22 protein-coding genes are annotated in these 22,753 nt (G+C 56.7%); 8 read left to right on the top strand and 14 right to left on the bottom strand.

Features of this window, described 5'->3' with window-relative positions; translation table 11 throughout:
• Nucleotides 1–218: 218 nt before the first annotated feature.
• Together HMPREF1206_RS02980 and HMPREF1206_RS02975 are read left to right on the top strand one after the other, a co-directional pair.
• A complete protein-coding gene (locus tag HMPREF1206_RS02980; protein ID WP_016421913.1) occupies nucleotides 219–527 on the top strand; it encodes a hypothetical protein in 309 nt (102 codons plus the stop codon).
• Nucleotides 528–667: 140 nt separating this feature from the next.
• Nucleotides 668–1,015 (top strand): hypothetical protein, encoded by a 348-nt coding sequence (locus HMPREF1206_RS02975; RefSeq protein WP_016421912.1) that lies wholly within the window; start codon nucleotides 668–670, stop codon nucleotides 1,013–1,015.
• 221 nt (nucleotides 1,016–1,236) lie between these two features.
• Here the strand turns inward: HMPREF1206_RS02975 and HMPREF1206_RS02970 are convergent, their stop codons facing one another.
• Together HMPREF1206_RS02970 and HMPREF1206_RS02965 are read right to left on the bottom strand one after the other, a co-directional pair.
• Complete coding sequence (locus HMPREF1206_RS02970; protein ID WP_162838042.1) at nucleotides 1,237–2,427, bottom strand: IS1249 family transposase; 1,191 nt, start codon at nucleotides 2,425–2,427, stop codon at nucleotides 1,237–1,239.
• 231 nt (nucleotides 2,428–2,658) lie between these two features.
• A complete protein-coding gene (locus HMPREF1206_RS02965) occupies nucleotides 2,659–4,188 on the bottom strand; it encodes a catalase (protein ID WP_016421911.1) in 1,530 nt (509 codons plus the stop codon).
• Nucleotides 4,189–4,549: 361 nt separating this feature from the next.
• Here HMPREF1206_RS02965 and HMPREF1206_RS02960 point away from each other — a divergent pair, with 361 nt between their 5' ends.
• The 4 genes from HMPREF1206_RS02960 to HMPREF1206_RS02945 all read left to right on the top strand — a co-directional run bounded on the left by HMPREF1206_RS02960 (nucleotide 4,550) and on the right by HMPREF1206_RS02945 (nucleotide 8,504).
• A complete protein-coding gene (locus tag HMPREF1206_RS02960; protein ID WP_016421910.1) occupies nucleotides 4,550–5,653 on the top strand; it encodes a hypothetical protein in 1,104 nt (367 codons plus the stop codon).
• A gap of 9 nt (nucleotides 5,654–5,662) precedes the next feature.
• Complete coding sequence (locus tag HMPREF1206_RS02955) at nucleotides 5,663–6,400, top strand: ABC transporter ATP-binding protein (protein WP_016421909.1); 738 nt, start codon at nucleotides 5,663–5,665, stop codon at nucleotides 6,398–6,400.
• The gene (locus HMPREF1206_RS02950) at nucleotides 6,387–7,817 is read left to right on the top strand and encodes an ABC transporter permease (protein WP_016421908.1); all 1,431 of its coding nucleotides are present in this window, start codon (nucleotides 6,387–6,389) and stop codon (nucleotides 7,815–7,817) included. The genes HMPREF1206_RS02955 and HMPREF1206_RS02950 overlap by 14 nt, the downstream gene beginning before the upstream one ends.
• 102 nt (nucleotides 7,818–7,919) lie before the next feature.
• Nucleotides 7,920–8,504: an RNA polymerase sigma factor gene (locus tag HMPREF1206_RS02945; RefSeq protein ID WP_172620227.1), complete on the top strand. Its 585-nt coding sequence runs from the start codon at nucleotides 7,920–7,922 to the stop codon at nucleotides 8,502–8,504.
• Between the two features lie 65 nt (nucleotides 8,505–8,569).
• Here the strand turns inward: HMPREF1206_RS02945 and HMPREF1206_RS02940 are convergent, their stop codons facing one another.
• The 5 genes from HMPREF1206_RS02940 to HMPREF1206_RS02920 all read right to left on the bottom strand — a co-directional run bounded on the left by HMPREF1206_RS02940 (nucleotide 8,570) and on the right by HMPREF1206_RS02920 (nucleotide 11,435).
• Complete coding sequence (locus tag HMPREF1206_RS02940) at nucleotides 8,570–9,121, bottom strand: alkaline shock response membrane anchor protein AmaP (RefSeq protein WP_016421906.1); 552 nt, start codon at nucleotides 9,119–9,121, stop codon at nucleotides 8,570–8,572.
• A complete protein-coding gene (locus HMPREF1206_RS02935; RefSeq protein WP_016421905.1) occupies nucleotides 9,118–9,573 on the bottom strand; it encodes a hypothetical protein in 456 nt (151 codons plus the stop codon). Before HMPREF1206_RS02935 ends, HMPREF1206_RS02940 begins: the two co-directional genes overlap by 4 nt.
• Nucleotides 9,560–10,648 (bottom strand): Asp23/Gls24 family envelope stress response protein, encoded by a 1,089-nt coding sequence (locus HMPREF1206_RS02930; RefSeq protein WP_016421904.1) that lies wholly within the window; start codon nucleotides 10,646–10,648, stop codon nucleotides 9,560–9,562. Before HMPREF1206_RS02930 ends, HMPREF1206_RS02935 begins: the two co-directional genes overlap by 14 nt.
• Nucleotides 10,645–10,842 (bottom strand): hypothetical protein, encoded by a 198-nt coding sequence (locus HMPREF1206_RS02925; protein WP_016421903.1) that lies wholly within the window; start codon nucleotides 10,840–10,842, stop codon nucleotides 10,645–10,647. The genes HMPREF1206_RS02930 and HMPREF1206_RS02925 overlap by 4 nt, the downstream gene beginning before the upstream one ends.
• A 65-nt stretch (nucleotides 10,843–10,907) precedes the next feature.
• Nucleotides 10,908–11,435, bottom strand: coding sequence for an Asp23/Gls24 family envelope stress response protein (locus HMPREF1206_RS02920; protein ID WP_016421902.1), 528 nt, complete (start codon nucleotides 11,433–11,435; stop codon nucleotides 10,908–10,910).
• 324 nt (nucleotides 11,436–11,759) lie between these two features.
• Here HMPREF1206_RS02920 and HMPREF1206_RS11380 point away from each other — a divergent pair, with 324 nt between their 5' ends.
• Nucleotides 11,760–11,894, top strand: coding sequence for a hypothetical protein (locus tag HMPREF1206_RS11380; protein ID WP_255348479.1), 135 nt, complete (start codon nucleotides 11,760–11,762; stop codon nucleotides 11,892–11,894).
• Between the two features lie 358 nt (nucleotides 11,895–12,252).
• The gene (locus tag HMPREF1206_RS02915; protein ID WP_016421901.1) at nucleotides 12,253–12,885 is read left to right on the top strand and encodes a trypsin-like serine protease; all 633 of its coding nucleotides are present in this window, start codon (nucleotides 12,253–12,255) and stop codon (nucleotides 12,883–12,885) included.
• Between the two features lie 106 nt (nucleotides 12,886–12,991).
• Here the strand turns inward: HMPREF1206_RS02915 and HMPREF1206_RS02910 are convergent, their stop codons facing one another.
• The 7 genes from HMPREF1206_RS02910 to HMPREF1206_RS11200 all read right to left on the bottom strand — a co-directional run.
• Entirely contained in the window at nucleotides 12,992–16,219 is a 3,228-nt protein-coding gene (locus tag HMPREF1206_RS02910) for a SpaA isopeptide-forming pilin-related protein (protein ID WP_016421900.1), read from the bottom strand.
• Nucleotides 16,219–17,130 (bottom strand): SpaA isopeptide-forming pilin-related protein, encoded by a 912-nt coding sequence (locus HMPREF1206_RS02905; protein WP_016421899.1) that lies wholly within the window; start codon nucleotides 17,128–17,130, stop codon nucleotides 16,219–16,221. The genes HMPREF1206_RS02910 and HMPREF1206_RS02905 overlap by 1 nt, the downstream gene beginning before the upstream one ends.
• Nucleotides 17,123–18,136 carry a class C sortase gene (locus HMPREF1206_RS02900; protein WP_231367216.1) on the bottom strand — a complete coding sequence of 338 codons (1,014 nt, stop codon included), beginning with the start codon at nucleotides 18,134–18,136 and terminating at the stop codon, nucleotides 17,123–17,125. The genes HMPREF1206_RS02905 and HMPREF1206_RS02900 overlap by 8 nt, the downstream gene beginning before the upstream one ends.
• A 237-nt stretch (nucleotides 18,137–18,373) precedes the next feature.
• Nucleotides 18,374–19,984: a SpaH/EbpB family LPXTG-anchored major pilin gene (locus tag HMPREF1206_RS02895; protein WP_016421897.1), complete on the bottom strand. Its 1,611-nt coding sequence runs from the start codon at nucleotides 19,982–19,984 to the stop codon at nucleotides 18,374–18,376.
• Between the two features lie 682 nt (nucleotides 19,985–20,666).
• Nucleotides 20,667–21,026, bottom strand: a complete 360-nt coding sequence (locus tag HMPREF1206_RS02890) for a hypothetical protein (protein ID WP_016421896.1) — start codon at nucleotides 21,024–21,026, stop codon at nucleotides 20,667–20,669.
• A 175-nt stretch (nucleotides 21,027–21,201) separates the two neighbouring features.
• A complete protein-coding gene (locus HMPREF1206_RS02885) occupies nucleotides 21,202–21,957 on the bottom strand; it encodes a class F sortase (protein WP_016421895.1) in 756 nt (251 codons plus the stop codon).
• A gap of 9 nt (nucleotides 21,958–21,966) precedes the next feature.
• The coding region (locus tag HMPREF1206_RS11200) for a VaFE repeat-containing surface-anchored protein (protein ID WP_016421894.1) at nucleotides 21,967–22,753 on the bottom strand (787 nt) is incomplete at its 5' end.

Below are 22,753 nucleotides of genomic sequence, written 5' to 3'. Positions count from 1 at the left end.
CAGGCAGAGGCCGGAGTCGTCACAGACACCACAAAACCGCCCTCTTTCCAATGTTTTTAGGCGAATTTGAGCGAGCTTTGAGGGACGCAACCGACCGAAAGCGGATCGAGGCACTTATTTTTTCATTGCAGCCCCTTGCCCCATCGGTTAACTTAATTTCTGTGAGTCAGCCAAGAGCGACTCAAAATCTTTACCCCCGAGAACCTAAGGATTTTCTCATGTCCTGCTCCGCAGAAGATATCGCAACCATCCTCGAAGCCCTTCCGGCCGTCACCGTCGAGAGCCCGCTGCCGGCTTTCGAGCAGCTGGCTGGCAACGACGTCAACTTCGCTAACGTCGGTGGCGACCTGAACCTGCCGTTCGGTAACGACTTCCTGGACATCTCCGTCACCGACGACCACTCCACCCACGACTCCCACGACGTCGAGGTTTCCGACTTCCTGAACCCGGAGACCACCGTCGACAAGTCCGACCAGCGTAAGTTCGACTTCCTGAACCCGAGCATCTCTGGCATCGGCGCCAAGTAAGCTCCTGGGCTTCATGGCAGGACAATAGCTCCGCCAATCCTTGACACAATAAACCGCCAGTCTCTAATAAAGACTGCGGTTTATTGTTCAGTTAAAACCGATATTCTTCATTTCGTTACTGTCTAAAAGGAACACCAAAAATGGACGTCACTCCTATCGTTGAGGTTCTGGAAGCAATGCCTTCCGGCCCGACCGTCAACGTCACCTTCGAGATTAACCCGACCATCGATGGTGACCTGACCCTCCTGGAAACCGGTGACTGGAACGCTCCGTTCGGCCGCGACTTCATGGACATCAACATCACGAACGATCAGTCCACCCACAACGACAACTCCACCCACGTCTCCGGCGTTGAGGCTGATAGTGTCTCCGACGCTGCCGAACAGGGTCGAGAGGTGTCCGAGTCCGCCGAAGAAGCCGACGAGGCTGCAGCTGCTCCGAAGTCGCTTTTCAACGGCTCCCCGAGCCTGCCGGGCATCGGTGCCTAAAACAGCTCACACTTAGGGTTGTTCCTTAGCCGCCCAAACCGGGCCGGCGTGCAGGCAACCACAAAGCCGTGGCTGTCATGCACAGACAGAAGTTTTAAATAAAGCGTTAGCCCTGCAGATGGTTCAACCATTTGCAGGGCTAACGCTTTTCTATTTACTTTGAGGGTTAAGTAGCAAAAAGTGTGTCCGCTCGGCGTGTTGCGGGGCGGGCACACCGTTTGTTACTTCATGGGGCCTTTTCTGATTCCTATCGAGTGTTCGTACTCGGTTGGGATAGCGTTGTCGTAGAAGGCTGGTCGGCCTGTTTCATGGTCGGCTTTGTTGTGGTCTTCTTCGACAAGATCGTTGACTTTGGCGAGTTGATCTTGGCCGAAATTGCACTGCCTGGCGATCTTTAATGGGTCGTCAGGCAGTTGCGTTTTCGAGTGCAGGTACCACTCGAGCATTTTTCGTTGGCGTTCCCCGGACCTGCCGCGATGCGCGTCGGCGATGCGTTTGAGCCCGGCGTTGATGCCGCCTTCCAGACTGTTTGTCGTTGAAGCCCAGCGTTGAGGCTCAAGCGCATTCGGTGGTGGCTGCAGGTAGGTAAACAGCCATCCTTTCCGTGAGAGGTGCAGCAGGGAGTTGTATGCCTTGCGAACTCGCAGATGGGTCCATTCCCACTGGTTGTTGAGTGTGCGGCGCTCTTTTGACACGGGCGTTTTCTCGTTGAGGAATGCTTTGAATACCTGTCCGAAGTCGTGCAGACGCAGCGTCCACTCCCGTGCCTGGTCGAGTGTGGTGATACGGGTCAGTTTCAACGCCAGGGCGTAGATGGCTTTGCCGGCGTCGGTGCGTGGTCGTGATGTGGTGTAGCGGCGGATGACGCGTTGCGCATGGACGAGGCATCGTTGGATTATCGCGTTCGGCCAGCAGGCTTTAATCGCAGTAAGTGCGCCTTGTCCGCCGTCGAGGACGACGCAGAGCGGCTCAGCGATTTTGCGGAGTAGCTGCGTGTAGGCGTGGGCGGTTTCGTGTTTGGTCCAGTGCCATGCGATGACGTGGTCGTGGCTGGCTGCGACGAGCAAGCATCCGGCGGCGGTGTAGGTACCGTCGATGAAGATCTGGTCGTAGATGCGCTGTGGGTCACCGTCGTTGGGGATGTCGATGAGCCAGAACGGTTTGAATCGGCGGTCAAGTGTCCAACGGCTTACCCCTTGTTGCTGGGCGAGTTCAGACAACGTTGCTGTGGAGGTGGCATAAGAGACGAAGGCTTTAAAGTCGCGGGTCTGCGTGCGGTCGGTGCGGGTTCGTGTCGTGGAACTGCCGCAGTTCGGGTCCTTGCATCGCCACCTGGTTGTGCCTTTAGAAGTGGTTCCGTTTTTCTTCATTTGCCCAGCGCATATCGGGCATCGTGGTCTGTTTTTACTCACCCGGAAAGCACACCAACCCCCGATTAGCACATGCGGGTGCCATTCCGGTGGATTGAACACTAATCGGGCGGATATAAGGTCTTGATGCTTATATCCGCCCGATTTACCCAGCCTAATCAGCAGTAATGCTGAAAGTCAGACACACTTTTTGCTACTTAACCCTACTTTGATCTACCGCGTGACTGTGCAGCTCTACTCTGCGGTTTTACTGCACAGCCCTACGCGGTTGCTTTACTTCGTTGCCTTAAAGCGCTTTTCCACCTCGGCACCGAGCCAGGAATCAACGTTGGCCCAGTACTGATAGACACGCTGCTCCACCTCTGGGGAGACACCCTGCATGGCACCGACGATGTTGTTTGCCAAGCGATCGCGCTCGGTATCGTCCATCACGTTGCGAACAAGGTCGCCTGGCTGCGAGAAGTCATCATCCTCAGGGTGCTGCACGTAGGCGCCAGCGTAGAACTCTTCGCCCACGCTCTCCCACTGACCAAAGGCACCAGCATCGACCTGGCCGGCGTGACCGGAGCGCACTGGGCAACCAGCGGCCTTAGCCGCAGCCTCAGTATCGGCCTCCGGGCCGCGAGCGGTGGCGTTGGAGCCGTGAACCGGCAGCTTCGGATCCGAGTAGTAGTACGTGGCCGCACCATCCTGCGAGAAGGAATTCACTGGGCAGCGAGACTGGTTCACCGGCAGCTGATCGCTGTTGACGCCAAGGCGGTAGCGGTGCGCATCAGCGTAGGAGAACACACGCGCCAGCAGCATCTTGTCCGGCGAGAAGCCGACACCCGGGACCGTATTCGACGGTGCGAAAGCGGCCTGCTCAACCTCAGCAAAGAAGTTGCCCGGATTGCGGTTCAGAGTGAAGTGGCCGACCGGAATCAGCGGGTAGTCCTTCTGAGACCAGGTCTTGGTCAGGTCGAACGGGTTCACCTTGTAGCTGGCGGCCTCGTCGTAAGGCATGATCTGCACCTTGACGTCCCAGGTTGGGTAGTCGCCGCGCTCAATCGCCTCGAAGAGATCCTGGCGAGCGTGGTCGGTGTTTTCGCCAACCAGCTCGGCGGCTTCATCATCCGTCAGGAACTCCCAGCCCTGGCGAGTCTTAAAGTGGTACTTAACCCAAAAACGCTCCCCTTCAGCGTTAATCCACTGATAGGTGTGAGAACCGAAGCCATCCATATGACGGAAGTCCTTCGGAATACCGCGGTCACCCATCAAGTAAGTGACCTGGTGAGCGGACTCCGGAGAGGCAGTCCAGAAATCCCACTGCATATTGGCGTCGCGCAAACCTGTGTCCGGCAGGCGCTTCTGAGAGTGGATGAAGTCCGGGAACTTAATGCCATCGCGGATGAAGAACACTGGCGTGTTGTTGCCCACGATATCGAGGTTGCCCTCTTCGGTGTAGAACTTCAGTGCAAAGCCGCGCACGTCACGCCAGCCATCCGGGGAGCCCTGCTCACCTGCGACAGTGGAGAATCGCGCCAGCATCGGCGTGACCGTGTTCGGCTGGAATACTGCAGCCTTGGTGTACTTGGAGACATCCTCGGTGATGGTCAGTTCACCGAAAGCACCTGCACCCTTAGCGTGAACAACGCGCTCCGGAATGCGCTCACGGTTGAAGTGCGCGAGCTTTTCCAGCAGGTGGATGTCGTGGAGGTTAATACCTCCCTGTGGGCCATTGGTTAGCGAGTGCTGCTCTGTAGGAACCGGCGCACCGTTGAGGCGAGTGGTCGGACCATTGGAACCTTCATAGAGATTGGACATGGGGATTTCCTCCTAAAGACAGGGGCTAGATGGCAGTCACAACATGCCCTGACGTTTTCCACCCTACACGAAGTTTCATATTTTTCCTATTAGTCTCCCGCGATTGATATGTGGCCTTAATTATTAGTCCGATTAGGTTCGCTGTATCAGCCGCAAACACTCGGCCCTAAAAAGGGCAAAATTCCCTCCGCGAAAACCACACACAATGACCGTCGAAAAGCACTTACCGCGCTTTCATGCAATACCTATCAGCAGTGAATAAAAGGTATAGCCAGCACTACCACTGCCCGCAGGCGTTGAGGGTAGGATTTTTCGCGTACCACGCTGTCAATTTGGATTTTGATCGGATACTTCTGCAGACATGAAAAAACAAGGGAGGGGCGCAAAAGCGCTCATAGTCTTCAAGTACACGCTGGCGTTGCTGGCGACCGTTGCGCTTCTCAAGATCGCATTCTTCCCCGCTAACGACGAGGACTATGCGCAAGCAACCGGTGATTTCTCCCAGCCCACCACGGAGCTATCCCCTCAGCGGATCAATAACACGCAGAAGCTGTCTGCCACCATCGTCCCGGATGAGCCCACGGTGATCCGCGCCAACGCGTCTGGTGAAATCACTGACGCCTTTGTCAACAGCGGTGGCAACGCCGTAGAGGGGCAAAACCTGCTCCAAGTGAAGAAGACCTCGGTGTCCGAGACTGCCAGCACCTCCGGCGGCGCGGATTCCGATGATGAAAGCGCCGCAGCCGCCGCACCCGAAACTACCGTGACTTGGGGCAACATCACCGCTAAGGCTTCTGGCACTGTGCAGTGGGATATCGTCATTGGCCAGACGGTCGAGATTGGCCAGGAAATTGGCACGATTTCGCCGAATAGCTTCCACGCCGTAGCACCTATTAAGCCGAGCCAGCTGTACACGCTGGGAGACTCGATTAACAATGGCCGCCTCGCTATCACCGATGGCCCGGCACCGTTTTTGTGCGATTCGGTGAAGACCGTCACGGGAAGTAGCGCGGGCTCGCAGAACACTGGCGCCGGGGATGGCGCTGGCATGGGCGCCGCCGCTGCTGGAAATTCCTCGGGCGGCCCACAGCTGCGCTGTGACATTCCCGCAGATCAGACCGTCTACGAAGGTGTTCCTGCCACGCTGATTCTTGGCAGTGGCACCACCTCGGAGGTCCCGGCACTGCCGGTGACCGCCGTGGAGGGACGCTTCCGCGAAGGTGTCGTCTACGCTCCGGCTAAGGACGGCGGAAAGCCCACCAAAATCAAGGTTGAACTGGGCGCCAACGATGGCACTTTCATTGAGATCAAGCGCGGCCTGAAGGAAGGCCAGCAGGTCTTGGAGTACGTACCTTCCTACAAGGATGAGTCCGCCGGCGACGGCACTGACACCGGCACCGGCGCTGGTGATGGCAGCGACACTGGCTTCGATGAGTCCGGCGATGACGCTGGCTCTGAAAAGTAGGCCCGCGCCATGCTTAGTTTGACCGCAGTCACTCGAACAGTGACGCTCCCCAACGGCGAGGAGCTGCCTATTTTGAAAGGCATCGACCTCGAAGTGCCCCGCGGCGAGCACCTCAGCATTGTCGGCCAGTCAGGTTCGGGTAAGTCAACGCTGCTGAACATCATTGGCATGCTCGATTTGCCAGACTCCGGCACCTACACGTTCGACGGCACTGATATTTCCACTTTGTCGGACAGGAAACGCGCTGCGCTCCGAGGCGATAATTTGGGATTCGTCTTCCAACAGTTCAACCTCTTCCCCTCCCGCACCACGCTGGAAAACGTTGAGGTTCCGCTGATGTACGACCGAGGTGAGAAGTTTTGGAATCGCACCGAGCTCGCCGCCGCGATGCTGGAGCGCGTCGGCCTGGGGGACCGCCTAGAGGCCACGCCTTCGCAGCTTTCGGGCGGTGAACAGCAGCGTGTGGCTATTGCCCGCGCGCTCGTGCGCCAACCGCAGCTCATTCTTGCCGATGAGCCCACCGGTGCGCTCGATGTCGACACCGGCAAGATCGTTATGAATCTGCTCGAAGAAGTCGCGGCGGAAAACAACGCTGCGTTGATTCTGATTACGCACGATTTAGAGGTCGCCGAGCGCGGCGATCGGGTGCTTGAGCTTCGCGACGGTCAGTTGCACGCCGACTCCGTCCTACTATCTGCTGCCAACGCTATGCAAGGCTCCGAGGAGGCTGCTGATGACGACGAATAATGAAACCGAATCGAAGTCACGGCCTTCCTTCCTCTATGCAGCAACGCCTTATCTCGGCGCTCTGCTGGAGGCGTGGCATGAGCTGCGCATTAACCGTGGCCGCATCATGCTGTCGCTGGTCAGTGTGGCTGCCGCAGTGTGGGCGATGACCACGGTTATTGCACTTGGCAATATTCTCACCAGCTCTCAGGATGCGGTAACCGCGCAGAGCACGGGTGTCGCCGGAACGGTCACTTTGACTGCCGGAGCGGGTAGCTCCGATTCCGAGGAAGGCAGTAACTTCGGCGACAGCGGCTTCGGCGACGGCAGCGCCGGCACAATGGCCGATAGCTTTGGAAGCTTCGGCGGCGAGGGCACCGGCGGAAACGGTCCGGACGATTTGAGCGTCCTCAACCCGGACGGGTCTATCAATGACGCCTTTTCCACTGCCACGCATCGCCTGGTGAAGACCACCCATGCCAACTTGTGGTCCCGAGTTCGCATGCAGCCAGCGACACCCGAGCAAAATATGGATGACTGCGCTCCGGATGATTACGAGTGTTTTTCGCCAGGTACTCCCGAGCTGATCGCCGCTGACCCCGGTTGGTTCGATATCTACGCCCGCACCATCGTGCAGGGACGTCGTTTGGAAGATGCCGATGGGCAGCGCTTGATGAACCCCGTGGTGGTCAACGACCAGTTCTACGAAAGTCTGGGCAACCCAGCGCTAGCCGACCATCCAACCTTCAGGTTGAAGGAAACGGGTAACACCACCTTCACCGTGGTGGGAGTGTATAAGTCTCTGGGTTCATGGGACGCCCCGAGCATTGTCACGCACTACGATTCCTTCCTCAACGCCGGCTACGAAGGACAGGTGGGTGAGCCGCAACTTCTCGTCGCGACGCCTGAAGAATCCGCAAAGGAGAACCAGAAGGCGCTGCACAACATTTTCCAGGCGGAGCTCGGCCCCAGCTGGAAGGTGAATACCTCCCTGTCGGAGAAGGACACGCAGATTTCCCAGGAGATGAATAACACCATCACCACTGCGCTGGGCATTATCGGTGGCATTGTGATTGCGCTTGGCGCATTGGGGCTGCTCACGGTCTCGATTGTCACCATTGGCCACCGCGTCCGTGAGATTGGTATTCGTCGCGCAATGGGCGCGTCGGCAGGCAGGATCTTTATCTCTGTGTTCCTGGAGTCGATTGTCGCCACGACGGTGGCGGGTGTGGTTGGCGTGATTGCCTCTATCATCACGGTCAAGCAACTGCCGCTGGATAAGATGCTGGCGCTGCCGCTGGAGACCGGTGCCGTGGCCTACCCCGTCACGGCCGCTGTGATCGGCGTGCTGGTCGCGACATTTGTGGGCGCACTGGCAGGTATCATCCCGGCCACTATTGCCGTCCGCGTCAAGCCCATCGACGCCATCCGCTTCTAGCTTTTCAGCCCTTAGTTCGCCTGGCTGCGTCGCCGCCTGCTTTTTGCAGGTGAGGTCACGTGCAGACAGGCGAATTATCTTTAGGTTTTAAGTTGCTAAGCTATGTCCATGACTCCCGCACGCCTCGTCTCTAATGACGAATACATCACGCAGCTGGCGCTGAAAGCCGGCCGCGGTGATCAGGCTGCGCTGACGGAGTTCGTGCGGCTGACGCAGAAGGACGTGTGGCGTCTGGTCGCGCATCTGGGCGGCGTTGATGCCGCGGATGATTTAACGCAGGAGACGTATCTGCGCGTGATGGGGGCGCTTCCCCGCTTTGCGGCGCGTTCTTCTGCCCGTACCTGGCTATTGTCGCTGGCCCGGCGCGTGTGGGTGGATTCGGTCCGCCATGATTCGGCACGCCCGAAGAAGTCCGCGATGGAAGTGGAAAACGCTGCCGAGCAGTTCACAACCGGCGAGTCCTGGTCTGAGCTCGCTGATGCCCGCGTGCTACTGGAGCAGCTGCCGGAGGAACGCCGCGAGGCACTCATTCTGACGCAGGTGCTGGGGTACTCCTACGCGGAGGCCGCGGAAATCGCAGGGTGTCGTGTGGGAACCATTCGCTCCCGTGTCGCTCGTGCGCGCCGGGATTTGGTTGCCGCGCTTGACGACGGCGATAGTGCCACCGGCGACTCTGCTGCTGTTTAGCTCCCTCCGGCCAGCGCACCCAGCTGGCCGATCTAGGTTGTCTCCCCGCGAAGCTGACTAGCTGACTAACGGTCCAGCTCGATTTTGTAAGTCGAGGCGATATCAGCATGCCCGATGGCATCCCGCATATCACGCTCCGCGTTTTTCAGGGCAGCTACAACAGCGGGGAGGCTCGCGTGCGGCGACATTGCCACAGTCACTTCCAAGGTAGGAATTCCATTATCGCGGTAGACCCGCGAATCCGCCTGATTAATGTGTGCGTTGCGCTCTAGATCGGTGCACACCGCATCGGCAACGTCGGCGACCGGCAGCGAGATCTCTCCCAGTTTTTCTTGTGATTCCGCTGCGGCGACGGTGCTGAACCGGTGCGAGCGCAGATTAGCGACCACCAAGATACAGCCGACGACCGCTAGAACCGCTGTGACCACACCGAGGACGGGAACATACCAGCTTTGCTCAGGTATTTTTCCCCAGGAGTCCATCCGTCCGGAGTCATGAAGCCACTGTGCGGGGGCGACGTCGAAGTAGCTCGCAATTGCCCATGTTGCTACCAGCAGTAGCAGTGCTGAGAAAAGAAACAGCACAATTCGGTCGAATACGCTTACTGATGTTTTCACTTGTCATCACCTTCGTATTCGCCGCGAACTCCGGAAGCAAGTGCCGTGCCATTGTGGAGTTCTTGGTAGTCAGACTTGTGCATCCACACTGGCAGGTTGCCATCGTCATCGACGCGTACATACCGACGCGGGGCAGGAAGAAACACTGCGATGAGCTGTCCCAGCCCATAGATTGCAGCTAGGATTCCGACGAGAAGCAGCACCCACGACGCGGCTGAGCCCTGTGGGTTGCTGAACCAGTCGAATACCGGTTGTAACCATGAGGTGTCACCTGAGCTATTGGCGCTAATGATTGCTTCTCTACCTGCGACAATGGCCGCTGCAATCATCAACAGACCGGCGAAAACTCCCAGCCCGCGGACCTTTGGTGATTGACGCGGGTCACGTCCCTGGCGAGTTTCGACTGACTCGTCCGAGACCACCGCGGCCGATGACCTCTCAGTCGGCGTCATAGGGTGTCACCTCAATCTTTTTCAGTGGGCGCGGCTCTGGCGTGCTTACCACCACGGTACGTGGTTGTGGCACGGATACCGGGCGCAGCTGCTCCTGTCGTGGTGCGCGAACCTGTTTCAACCGGGTTGGACGCGGCACTTTAACCGGCCGTAGTAGTGCTGGTCGTGGCGTCTTAACGTTAATTGTGCGTGGCGACGGCACTCGTACCGGACGCAGCTTTGGTTGCCGGGGGACACTCACCTGCACCAAGGACTTCGGCTTTGGTGCTGCGACTTTTCGCAGCTGTATTGGCCGTGGAGTTGGTGTGCGACGCACCTGTACCGGCTTCGGCGCCGAGGTGCGAGTCACTGGTAACGGCGGTGGCGCAACAACGCGACGGGCCGGTTGCGGCTTTGGTGCCTTAATAGCCACAGCTGGTTGCGGCTTCGGCTGCATGACAAAGCGCATCGGTTGTGGAGCAGGTGCTGGGACACTGCGTACTCGTTCTGGACGCGGCGGAGTAACGCTGCGTACCAGCTGCGGTGTCACCGGCTGAATGCTACGCACTGACTGTGGCTGCGGTACTGAAATACTGCGCACTGGCTGCGGCGTCGGCACGGCGATAGACCGCACTTCTGGGACCCGCCGCACCTGCGGTGCGGTTACTACCTGCTGGTTCACCCGGACAGGTGTCAACTGCGGGTGATCTGAAAAGTACGCTAAGTCCTGTCGGGTGACACGCACGTGCCCGGGTTCGACGCTGTCGATGTCAACATCGACGGTGACATTTTCAAGACCGGCCATATCAGCGAGCCAGGCGGCGACGCTTGAACGAATGCGCACCGCAATTTCCGCTGTCGGCGCCGGCCATGATGCAACGGCGCGAACTGCGACTCGAACTGCACTAACGGCATTGGTCGTGGCAGAACTAGGGGCAATCGCACTATCGATAGAGACAATTGGATAGTCGCGCCCTAGCACACGGGATTGGTCGAGGGTGCCGGGAACCGCGCGCACGGCCATCTCTACGATGCGGCGGATTGCCTTTTCGCTTACGACGGTGGTGCCACGCGTTGCTGGAACGTGGATAGTCACCGTCGGCGGCCTCCTCGGTTGAACTTACGGTTGAGTTCGGGCGCATCGATTTTGCCATCGAGTACCGCACCGGCTGCACCGGCCAGAACTCCGAAGGCAATAACCGCAAGAAAACCCGTGAAACCACCAATCATTGCGGCGAAGCACAGGACAACGGCAATCGTCGCGAAGGTCTTTGTGTAATTATCGAACATGAAATTCCCCTTTATACGGGCCTAACTACCCATCCTGCCCTGCTCCGACGCGCAATAGTTGTCAACTACTGGACGCGTGGCTGTTCCTTGGGCTCGTTAGCAGCCGCGATGGCCTTGCGCTGCTCTTCGCGCTGCTTAGCGGCCTCTTCTTCGCGCTCCTGCGGGGTCTGGTAGTCGGTGTGAACATCGGAAACATCGACATTGACTTCAGTGACCTCGAGGCCGGTCATACGCTCAACGGAGCTAATGACGTTCTGACGGATAGCCTCAGCCAGTTCATGGATGGCAACGCCGTACTCGGCAATGATGGTGACGTCGACTGCAGCCTGGCGCTCGCCGACCTCAACAGCAATTCCCTGGGATACGTTGGCGCTGCCGCCGGAAACAAACTCACGGACGGAGCCAGCGAAGCGATCCATGCCGCCGCCAAGGTCATAGACACCGGAGACCTCGCGGGTAGCGATACCGGCAATCTTGGAGACGACGCTGTCGTCGATAGAAGTGTGGCCGTGGCCGGTTCCCTTATTCGCGGAGTCCGAGCCAGCCTGAGTTGCCGGGGTGTTCTTAGCAGTGTTCTTTGCATTGTCAGCCATGATGTGCCGTTCCTGTTCTCAGTGTTGTAGACGAAATGTCTGGACAATGCCGATGCTATAGCCGCCACAGGCAATCTGCAGTGCGGCTAGGAATACATGACTGCGAGAGAGCCCCTCCAGCAGGGATTTCGTTATGAAAGGCTCTTAGAAAACTGGATTACAGACTTGATGTACCCTTCTTCCCCGGCATCACGGAGAGCTCTGTAATTTCTAGATTATCCCTGCTTGACGGCAGGATATGACCTCTCATTTCCCGTTCTGGCATCACGAACGAACCCCACGTGCCAGCCGTTTGCTAACAAATTCGACAACTTTGTATAACGAGTGGCAACTTACAGCGAGATTCCACGTTTCAGCGGTGTGTTAATGCCGACCACGATCGGAACTCGTGCGCACCGCGATTTGGTTGCCGCGCTTGACGACGGCGACAGCGCCAGCGGCGACTCGGCTGCTGTTTAGCCCCGCCCCCCCCCCCGATGGGCGTTGGCCTTTCTTCTACCCCATTTTTAGAACGCTATCGCGCATGATTGACCACTTGAGCGTAGGTTCTGTCTTAACTGATAGGTTTATATATTTCCTTATATTCGCGATACGAAACAGGTATATGAACTGCCCGACACGCATACGTTCCATCTTTCTCGACGAGATTAGCTTTGTTTTTACGCATCTTTGGGATGATTGGACGCTCACCATGCGCGTTCGTATTCGCCCTCTAGGAAACCCAGCCTGAGGAAATGCTTTTCAATGTGCGGCATGAAAACGCCACAACCAGTTTTTGGGCCGCCACCGACCGACTCACTGAGGAGCAGATTTCCCCATGAATAGACCTTCATGGATTTTCACTGTCACTGCCGTTATCACGGCTACAACCGGGCTACCGGCCTACGCGGCCACCATCAACCAAGGCGATCCAGTTGTCATCATTCACGCTGATGGACCGCAAGCTAGTGTCTGTACAGCCGGCTATGTCGACAAGACCAACTCTCAGATTTATACCGCAGGGCATTGTGGACAAGATGGAGACACGGTGACGGATGGGACCTTTCAGAAAATTGGAGTATTCCAACCGTCTCCCACCTATGACCATTCACTAGATACAGGGAACGACATTGGAGTTGTCTCGCTTGACGACCCCGCTACTGCAGGTGAGAATTCGTATTCGGGCGATTCGACTCTATTCCCAACAGATGTTCAAACAGGCGAGACAGTCTGCATATACGGAAACACTACGGGGAGAGTTTCCTGCGGTTTAGCCGCTGATCGCGAGGCATACCAAATCGAGGACAACGCTCTACAGGTTCAGAACGTACACGCTCAACGAGGCGATTCCGGTGGCCCTGTATGGGTTCCGGAAAAAGGCGCTGTCGGCGTTGTATCGACTACCTGGAACATCATCGATGGGAACGGGCAGCAGCTTGGTTCCTATATCACCGCTAACTCACCCTGGTAAGAGGGCTTTGTTTGCGTAGGGCTTCCTGATGGTGGGACGCGAGTCTTGTTCTTTGTGCGGCCCAATGGGTTCTGTGCAGGCGACTGCACAGAACCCATTCTTGTTATTAGGACTGCTGGCGGCGAGTCCAGAACCAACCGCAGGCTGCGATTACCGCACCAAACAGTGTCCAGAGAAGGACTCCGTTTCCACCGGTCTTTGGCAGCTTACCGGTCTTGGTGTCGGTCACCTGCATGATCATGAGTTCACCGGAGCCTTCGGCCTTAATAAGCGGGCTACTGCCGCCTACCACCGAGACGGTGTACTCCTTAGTCTCTTGGTCAATTGAGATTTCAAAAGCTACTGGCTCTGGCAGCAGGCTAAGTCCTGCCGGCGCCATCGTTTCTACAAGGTAGAAAGTGCCAGTTTCAGTGATTTCAATTGACTTCTGATCAGGCGTGATGGTGTAGACCGGTCCTCCACTGAAATCCGGCTTACCACCAGCCGAGGGGTAGATATCGAAGGTTGCACCACCAAGCCCCGGTAGAATCTTGACTCCCTCACCATCGACGTACTCCGCCTTTTCCAAGGTCAGCTTGCCTGGCTTGGTGTCCGGCGCTTCGTAGTTATCGACAACACAGGAAATGGAAGACAGGACCTTATTGGATTCCGACATCTTTACACGGAAACCAAACTCGCCCACATTTTCCACCTTGAGAGGTGAGGTTTTCCCGTCGCGGGTTTGAGTACATACGGCGTTGTAGTCACCGGTGGAATCCAAGGTGTCACCGCGACGGAACAAGGTGTAGCCCTGCTTCTGCGTTTCAGTCAGAACCAGCGACTGTTCCCTCTCGCTTTCGATGTTCCACGATGCAGTACCCTTATCGGATTCAGAACCGGAGGTCACCTTCATCGACTGGTGAACCAACGGGCCATTACCAGAACCGATGACATTGTTATTTGCGGACAGGGTGAACTCCCAACCAGGGGCACCGTCTTCGAGAACCTTGCCGTTTTCATCGACAATCCTCTTCTTGACCTTCACTACACCGTTGCATCGTGTGGTTACGTCTTGGGCGATTGTTTTCATCTGTTCCGCAAGATTGCTGTAGTTAGACACCCTCACCGTGTCACCAGTGCCCGAGATATCCTCGCCCATGGTCTTGACACCACGTGCACCGTAGGTCCACCTAGACATGTCCGAAGTAACTGTGTTTAACCTCCCATTAGGCATCCGTTCAAACACCTGCAGGGCCTGGTTGCCTGCCGCGTCGTACGCCATTTTCAGATTCGCCATGGTGTCGGTGTTGATGTAATTGGCGTGCGAAGCCTTCGGGTGATCACTTCGAATTTTGTAGTAGAGGCCTGGGGCTTGTCCCGGATCTGCTTGCCAGCCAATGCGCTTGGCGTCTTTGAGCACCAGATCATTCGTTACAACGGGGCGTTGGCTGCTTCGCCCGCCAAGAGTCAGGTCGACCATGAGCGGCACAACACGGGTACCGGCAGCTTTGAGTTCGTTGGATGCTTTGATTGCGTCGTTGAGAGCACTAGCCTGAACGAATTCACCACCGATGCCCTTGCTCTTGATTGTCGAGGAGGTCGTGGGCATACCATCAGTGATGAAGTACACCACGTCGTAGTCGTTATCCTTGACCTGCTTCAGGCCCGCTTCCCAGTTCGTAGCACTGTTATTTGCGTTATAGCTCCAGTTCTTAACTACGTCCTTTGCTCGCTGGACGCCCTGCTCCGACAGCATTGAAATATATGGTGGGTTCTGACCGTGTGTCGTTCCAGCCTGATTAGCCGGACCGTCACTTGCGAAGTTATAGATGCCGAGCTCGGCTGGAGTGCCCTGCAGGGAATCGATAAATGCATTCGCGGCCTTTTTAGATGCTTCGAAACCATCAGTATCTGCGTAACGGAGCGATGTCGAAAGGTCTGCTACTACAGCAATACGCAGACCACAACGCTGTGGCATCGGCGGGTTAGGGACTCGCCCATGCACCCATTTGGCTCCATCTGGTGGCGAGATAATCTCCGGTGGTTTTGGCTCGTCCTTTTTCTCTCCATACACATCGAGGGTGACCTTCAAATTCTTGTTCTGCGAAAGATTATTAGTGAAAGTGAATACCGCATCCTTCGGTACAAGGGCAGAGTCAACCGGCTTACCATCCTTTACCGGAACAACGTCCATGGTGATGAAGCCGTTGCCAATATTGACGTTGCGTTTCTGCAGAGTTACGCCTGGCTCAATCTGGTCCAGAGTGAGGTTGTACTTCTGCGGATCCAAGAAGGTCGCGTCAGTCTCGATACGCACGGTTGCGTACTTCATGTGAGATTCCTCAGTCACCTTAGCCGTAAAGGCATTAGGCTTCTTCGGATCTACTGGGTCAGCTTTAACTGCAAACTCGTGGCCGATGGCATCAAAGTGACGCCCTTCGACAGCCGGTGGCTTGGGATCTTCAGAAGAATTTGAGCAGTCTTTAACTTCACCACTTAGATTGAAAGTCCACTCGGTACGCGCGTTCGGAGCAAGCTTAAACCCCGACTGTGCCATTGCAGTGACCTTGACTGTACCCGGCTTGTTCTGCTCGTAGACGTGCCGGCCAGCCGGCTTCTTCTCTGCGTTGAGGTAGTAATCAACACCCTTGGTGTCCGGGATATTGATGTACGCCTTCTCCACGCACTCCGGTGCAGTCGCGGGATCAACAAGGGTCGGATCCGCAGGAGTTACCGTTCCTGGTTCTGGCTCCGGATTCTCCGGCTCGGTGGGCTCGGTGGGCTCAGTTGGCTCTGTCGGCTGGGTAGGCTCCGTCGGGTCAGTTGGCTCACTTGGGCCGGTGGGCTCAGTAGAGCCGTCGGGAGTACCGCGAAGGGTGACGGATACGCTGCCAGTTGCTGTCGAACTGTTGTAGTTCAATACTAAGTTAATCTTATCGCCCGCTTTCACCGTTTGATTCAATCCGCTGTGCACAATTTCAAACGGTGCCTTTTTCGATGCACCAGACCCTATATTTGGGGCGAACTGAGACGGAATCGTCCTGCCATTAATACTTAGCTCATATCCCTTAAGCCACTCTGATCCACCAACATTGAACTGAAGACTGTCAATCGTCGCGTCGCTATCAATAGTGAACTCAAATTTTGCATCGCCCGGATTGGGCTGCACCTTAATCTTGTTAAACTCATGCTTCGGCGGAGACGTCGGAATAACCTCCGTCTGCGCCTGTGCCTGTGGCGCATTGGGCGCAAACGCCTGACCGCTGACAACGAGAGCTACCGCTAGCAAAGCGGCCAAGAACATGCGAAGCGTAGTTCGCATTGAATCCGGCAAGCGGAATGTTGTCGAAAACATTAGTTCTTCCCACTTTCTGAGTTCTTCTTGCTAGCGGCGATAATGACGAATCCTCCGCCGATTAGTGCTGCAGCGGCAGCTACCAGGCCTGCTACCTGCACACCGGTGAGCGCCAAGGAGCCGGATCCTCCGCTACTTCCCGAGCTTGAGGATGAACCCGACGAGCCCGAAGGCGTCGAGGTACCAGGCTCATCAGGTGGCGTGGAGGTAGTCGAAGTGGTCGTCGAGGTTCCCGGTTCACCCGGAGTGGTCGGAGGAGTCTTCGGCGGGGTCGATGTGCCCGGCGTAGTCGGCGGAGTTCCAGGTGGTGTTGTCGGAGGGGTCTTCGGCGGAGTGGTCGGAGGCGTCGACGGTGGTGGTGTCTCCCCCGGCTTGTGCGACTTCGCCACAATGACTCCCTCTACAGGAGTGGAGTCATAGTCCGCGCCATAGAAAGGCACCGATACCAAGAAGGGGTTGATCTCCCGATAACTGTCGTTCGGAGCCGTCGAGGTCACAAGGTAAATACCCTCCGGCAGGTCACTGAATTTAACAGAGCCGTTTTCGTCAGTGACCTGGCTGAAGTGGAGGTCTTTTGGCCACTCGGCAAGCTCAGCTGCGGTGGCATTTTCCACCTTCTCGCGGTCCTGCTGGCTTGACGGCGAAATTCCCTTAAGACGATGCAGATGAATGGTCACGCCAGAAATAGAGCCCGACGCCGTCGAATTATCATCGTCCGGGTTTCCTGGGCTCAAGGTAATTCGCACAATGTCAGTGCCGCTTGTTGCTGAAACGCCTGGAGCGTCCACGCGTCCAACAATCCTGGCCGCGTTGGCGTCATTCGCGCCGATTGCACCCATCACTGCAACCAGAGCGCAGGCAGCTAAGAACGCAGCTATCCGGTTCCAGGTGGATGTCAAATATTTATTCATTGTCGTTTTCCCACCACGAAGTGTTGTTATTATCCTCGGATGCCGATTCGCTGCCGTCAGCGAGTTCATCGCTGTCTGCGTCGCCATCAGCAGTCTCGACGTCCGCGTTCTCAGCGTCGTCGTCAAGCTCTTCGTCGGCGTCGAGGCGCTGGCGCCAGAGCCACCACGCAAAGCCTGCGCCAAGCACAAGCACTGTTACAAGCAGGGCGTACATCCACCACTGCCATCCAGCTCCGTGCGTTTGGTCGAAGACATTGCTTTCCGACGGATCCATCGACACTTGGTGCCCACGCACTAGCAGACGGTGCGTGTTGATTCCGTAAGGAGTGCAAGTGATGAGGGTGATGTAGTCCTGGCCTTCAATGGGACGAAGATCATCGGTCTCATGCGGAAGTACAACCTTGATTTGATCAATCTCGTACTTCAGCTTGTGACCTGCGACCTGGATATAGAAGGCGTCTCCCTCTTTTGCTTTCCGCAGGTTATCGAAGAGCGTTACGTTAGTAAGTCCGGTATGACCGGTAATGATGGAGTGGGTTCCAACACCGCCGACTGGAAGATCGGATCCGTATAGGTGTCCGAGCCCCTTAGCGAGCACCTCATCGCTGGTGCCGTGGTAGATCGGCAGGTCGGCCTTAATCTCTGGGAAGATTAGACGCGCCATCACGTCGGTAGCGTTTAGCTGATCGAGATAAGCGGCGTACTCAGGGTTGTGGTCATTAATTTCGTTAAGCCACGGGTCCAGAATCGGGCCGGTGGTGTGGCGCTCATTGTAAGAATGAGCACGCTCCCACTGTTCATCTTTAACTTCTTGGGGTACGGACTTCTCCAGCTTGGCGAACTCTTTGGCCGCCTTAGAGGTGCCGTAGTTATTCAATGCCGTGGAGACAACCGGGTACAGCATCACAAGTAAACCCACAATCACCAGAATTGCGGGGAGAACCATGCTGTTCTTTTTCGCCTGCTCAGGCTGATTAGGCTGCTCAGCTGATGCGTCCCGCGTCAGAGTCGACGCAGAGTGTTTACCCACGGAGGAACTCCCAAGAAGTCAATCAAAAAGGGATGTGGCCTTTCTCTTTCTCACCGGCATGGGAATGCCTGCTGTTGAAAAAGAGCACATCGAAAGGCCGCAACAGTAATTTCAGTGATGCGCAAACTACAGGAATGGCGTGCGCTGTTGAACGCACGCTATTCCCGCAACACTGGAGCTAAAGAGCTCCAGTGACCGAGCCTTTACTCGGGTTTAGTTCTTGGAACCGCGGCGGGCGAACCATGCACCAGCTGCGACGATAGCTGCACCGATAGCAGCCAGGATGCCAATACCGGCACCACCGGTCATCGGCAGGTTCGGGGTAGTGTCGTCGGAGTTAACGACCTCACCCGGGTTAGCGCCGACCTGGACGGAAGCCAGCTTGTAGACGCGCTCCGGGTCAGTCGAGGTAGCAACCAGCTTGAACTCGAGTGCCTCCGGCAGCAGCTCCTTGCCCTTCGGAGCCTTGGTCTCAATCAGGCAGTAGTGGGACTGGTCATCAGCGGCAACCTCAGCATTGTCTTCGAAGTCGTTGACGTGAAGACCGGTAATCTTGACGATACCGTCCTGGCCAGAGACGAAGGTGGTCTTAATTTCGCCGCCCTGCTGACCGTTTACCGGAGTCCAGGAATCCTTCTTGGTGGTGTCAATTTCGGAGCACTGCTTGCCAGCCTCCTGGCGGACAATCTGGAACTCGGCGCCTTCCAGACCCTTGCGGTTGCCATCGACCTTCTTGAACTGCAGGCCACCCCAGTAGGTCTTGACCTCCGGAGTCTCCTTCGGAGTGGAGTTTTCGGTACCATCCGGGTTGTTCTGGAAGACCAGAGCCTTGTTCGGCGCGATATCGGTATCCTTCGCGAACTCAGGCTTCAGCTTGGTGGTGATGGTAACGACGACCTTGTCACCGGCCTTGAGAGTATTTGCAACTTCTGGCTTCAGGGCGACGTCGACCTTGTTGCCCTCGAAGAACTTCCCATCAACATCCTGCGTCGGCTGGATCTCCTGGCCAGCGACCGTCACCTTCACGTCGGTGATTTCCAGCTTCGAGTCAATCTGGTCAGTGATCTGGAACTGGGTGCGCTCCGTGTTCGGCTTCAGCTGGCGAGCAGTACCTGTGACGGTGTAGACAAGGTTCTTATCACCAGCGTTCTGGTCCTTGTCCTTGACGGTCTTGGTCGGCTCTTCGTCCTTGTAGTTCTTCGGGAACGCGTGGACATCGTAGTTCCAGCTAGTGCCCTGGTTATCCCCACCGTTATCCGCGGTCATCGGAACGAAAGCGATGAACGGAACAGCCGGGTCGTAGCCTTCCTTCGGACCGGTCTCAACAACCAGGTAAGCACCGAGGTCAAGATTCTGGGAAACGACCCACTTGCCGTCTGGGCCGGTCTTACCGGATGCGACCTCGGTGAGGACTCCAGCCGGGAGGCCGTCCTTCAGCTGTGCGCCCTGGGAGAAGTCTTCAGCCTTCAGCTTCGAAGCAGCCAGCAGACCCTCGTTGGTGGTGACATCGATGGGGGTAGCGCCATCTGCAGTCTTGTTGATCTTGTAGACGGTAAAGCCGACACCCTCAAGCACCTTACCACCGTTGGCCTTAACGTCCTCGACATCAGCTTCGGTACCAGACGGCTGGCCTTCGCTGGTCGGGTTACCGAACTTGTGAATGGTGAGCGAGCCCTTGGCGTTCTTATTCACCAGTGGGGAGTCCCCGGCAGCCTGGTTGATGGAAGTGTCCTGAGCGATTGCAGCCGGGGCGGAGACACCCATCGACAGACCGACGATGGCAGCGAAAGTTACCGAGCGGGCGGTACGGGAGAACTTATTCACGAAAACAGGTCCTTTACAGAAGTCCAAAATGAAGCGACACGCTTCAATACGTCTCGCGATTCACTCCAGACGGCGACACCAACGTTCCCCGACTTGCCAAAACTGAGATTTTCCTTAAGAAAAAGACCAGTCTGTCTAACCTTTTAAGCCTAAGCGTTATGAACTTTAATGTTTGAATGTATAAACATTGCAGCTCAAGCTCATTGCTTGCTCGGTTAACAGCGCTCAGTGAACCGCTTATAAATAACTTAACCGCTTAAGCATCTGGCCGATACCCCCAAGGAGAACGGGCCGCGACACCTAGGCATGAAAACCCTTCGCATTCACACTTCGTACTACCTCCGCGATAGCTCTTTGCACTGTTCGCGACGGGCTTTTGCTCATTCACCCAAAAAAGCGTAAAGATTTCCGCGATTTATCCCCCTCCCCCCAATCAGGGCTAACCAGTTGGTTTGTATCAATAGCTTTTACCCCCTACCGCTATCGTCGCAGCCCACGCCGGGCAAATGAGGGCTCATCAACCTTCTCGTATTTGCTGTCACGACAACGTCGTCAAGCGAAAGCAAAAGGACACCATCAAAAAACCAAGAAACGCCCCGCGACCCACCGCCTTGTGCTAGGACCTGTAAAAGCGCAGAGACAGTAAGCGACACGGGGCGCGCTTCGGCGTCACAGGGGACGTTTAGAGAACCGCCCAGTAGTGAACATCGTTGTAGCCGTTGAGCTTGAGGACGTCACCAATCTGGTCGACCTTCTTCTTGCCCTCAGGGGTCATGCCATCCGGCATGATCTGCACGTCAGCGCTGTGATCGCCGGTGAAGGTGATGTTGACGTAGTCCTTGCCATCGCGGTGCTCAAGCTCGAAGACGTAGCGGTTGACGGCTAGCTTGCCCGAGTGGAGGAACCCACCCTTGCCCGGAGCGACAACTGCAGTGTCAGCAGAGTTTGCAGGTGCAGCTACTGCCTGTGCGGCAGTGGCAACCGGAGCGGCAAGCACGAGTGCGCCCACACCCCAGACACCGGTTTTCTTCAACATGCTCATAGGTACTTCCTTATCTTCTGTGTTTCTGCAGGGTTTCTGCAGATTTGTTCTGTGTTTTTCTGTGACTGTCGGCGCCGCCGTTGTTCGACGGCGTTCAACAGCCACAGCCAATGAAATTGGTCAACTAGTTGAGGCTGAGCCCCAGCGCCCTAGTGCTCTGATCTAGCGCACTGGATTAGCGCACTGGAGTGGCCTCGACGATGATGTTGTCGGCGTAACCCAAGGTGCCGCCGACGAACTCGCCTCCGCAGGTGATGAGGACCAAGCGGTTCTCACCAACTGCGTCGTTGACAGCCTCGGGCATCTGGGCGCCCTTGACCACCTGGATTGGATCCTTGCTGACGGTGAAGTCTCGGCTTTCGCCATCTACCTTCACCGTGACAGTGTCACCAGCTTTCAGGTCCGCGAAACGTGCAGCGTAGCCATCGCCCTGGTCCACCTCATTGACGTGACCGGTAATGACGGACGATCCAGCAGCACCTTCCTCACCGGGAATCGCGGAGGCGGAATACCAGCCAAGGCGCGAAATATCGGTCGGCGGAATCAGAGATCCCTGATCAGTCAGCTGAACGAAATCAATCGGAGCCGACTTACCATCAATGAGCATCTCCATCTCGTGCACGGCTCCCCGAGAACCCTGTGCTGGAGTGGGCAGATTCTCCTGCGCACCATCGAGCGCTGAATCATTGCGGTTCAGTTGGGCAATCACCAGCAGAGCGATAACGCCGATTAATGCGATAGCGGCGATATACACCCTTGGCTGCTTCCACCAAGGCACGTCCTGCAGGTCTTCGACTTGGCTGTCGGCCGGGTCTTCGGCCTGGTCAAACGGATCAACGTGGTCGAGTGCGCCAGTTTCGGTTTCCGGTTCGATGCCTGGTGTGTTTCCAGGTTCCTTGCCGGTCTCGTCCGAGCCAAACTGATCAGTCATGGAATCTCCTTAGTTGGTGGCTACCGTCGGCAGAGCGTGAGTAGCCAAACCGGTCGGGCCAGACGGAACCGAACTAATTGCACGTCGTTCCGAGTTCGGAGCCAACGGCTTTCCGTGGTTCTTCTGCTTATCCTGGCCAGTGCCACCGATGATGGTGACGTTGGTGTTGTTCTGCTCCGAGTGCTGATTAATCACAGTGGTCGGGGTGGCAGAGTCGCTGGTAGGTGCAGAGGAATCGTCGTTAGGCGTGTTCTGCTTGCCCTCATCCTTTGGATGCTCAGATGGCGTGTTCTCCGGGGTCTTGCCGTTCGTGACAGTCTGCTCCGCAGAGTTGATGTCCTTGTGGACAGCAACTTCCTTGCCATTGGCATCGGTCAGAGTCTCGAAGGCAACCTGAGAAGCGCAGTCGCCGTCGGTGATGATGATCGGAACATCAACCGTGCCGGCGGATGCCGTCGGCACAAAGTGCAGGCGGCTCCTAGCGCCAGTGGACTTGCCCGTCTCCTTGCACATCAGCTCACCGGTCAACGTGTACTTCGTGCCCGGCTTCAGGCCAGTGAAGTGCACGGTGTCGATGACGACAGCACCCTTTTCAACCAGAGCCTTGCCGGCAATACCGGCAGTAGTCGTGATGGCTGGGTTGTCCTCAGACTGCGCTGGGGTGCTCGGGTGGTTCGGCTTTTCCGGCTGGGCAGGCTTGCTCGGCTTGGACGGCTTTTCCGGCTGAGCGGGCTTAGTCGGCTTGCTCGGCTTCTCTGGCTGAGCAGGCTTGGTCGGCTTGCTCGGCTTCTCTGGC

Source organism: Corynebacterium sp. HFH0082 (genome assembly GCF_000411235.1).
Taxonomy (GTDB): domain Bacteria; phylum Actinomycetota; class Actinomycetes; order Mycobacteriales; family Mycobacteriaceae; genus Corynebacterium; species Corynebacterium jeikeium_D.
This window is presented reverse-complemented; position numbering and strand designations above follow the sequence as displayed.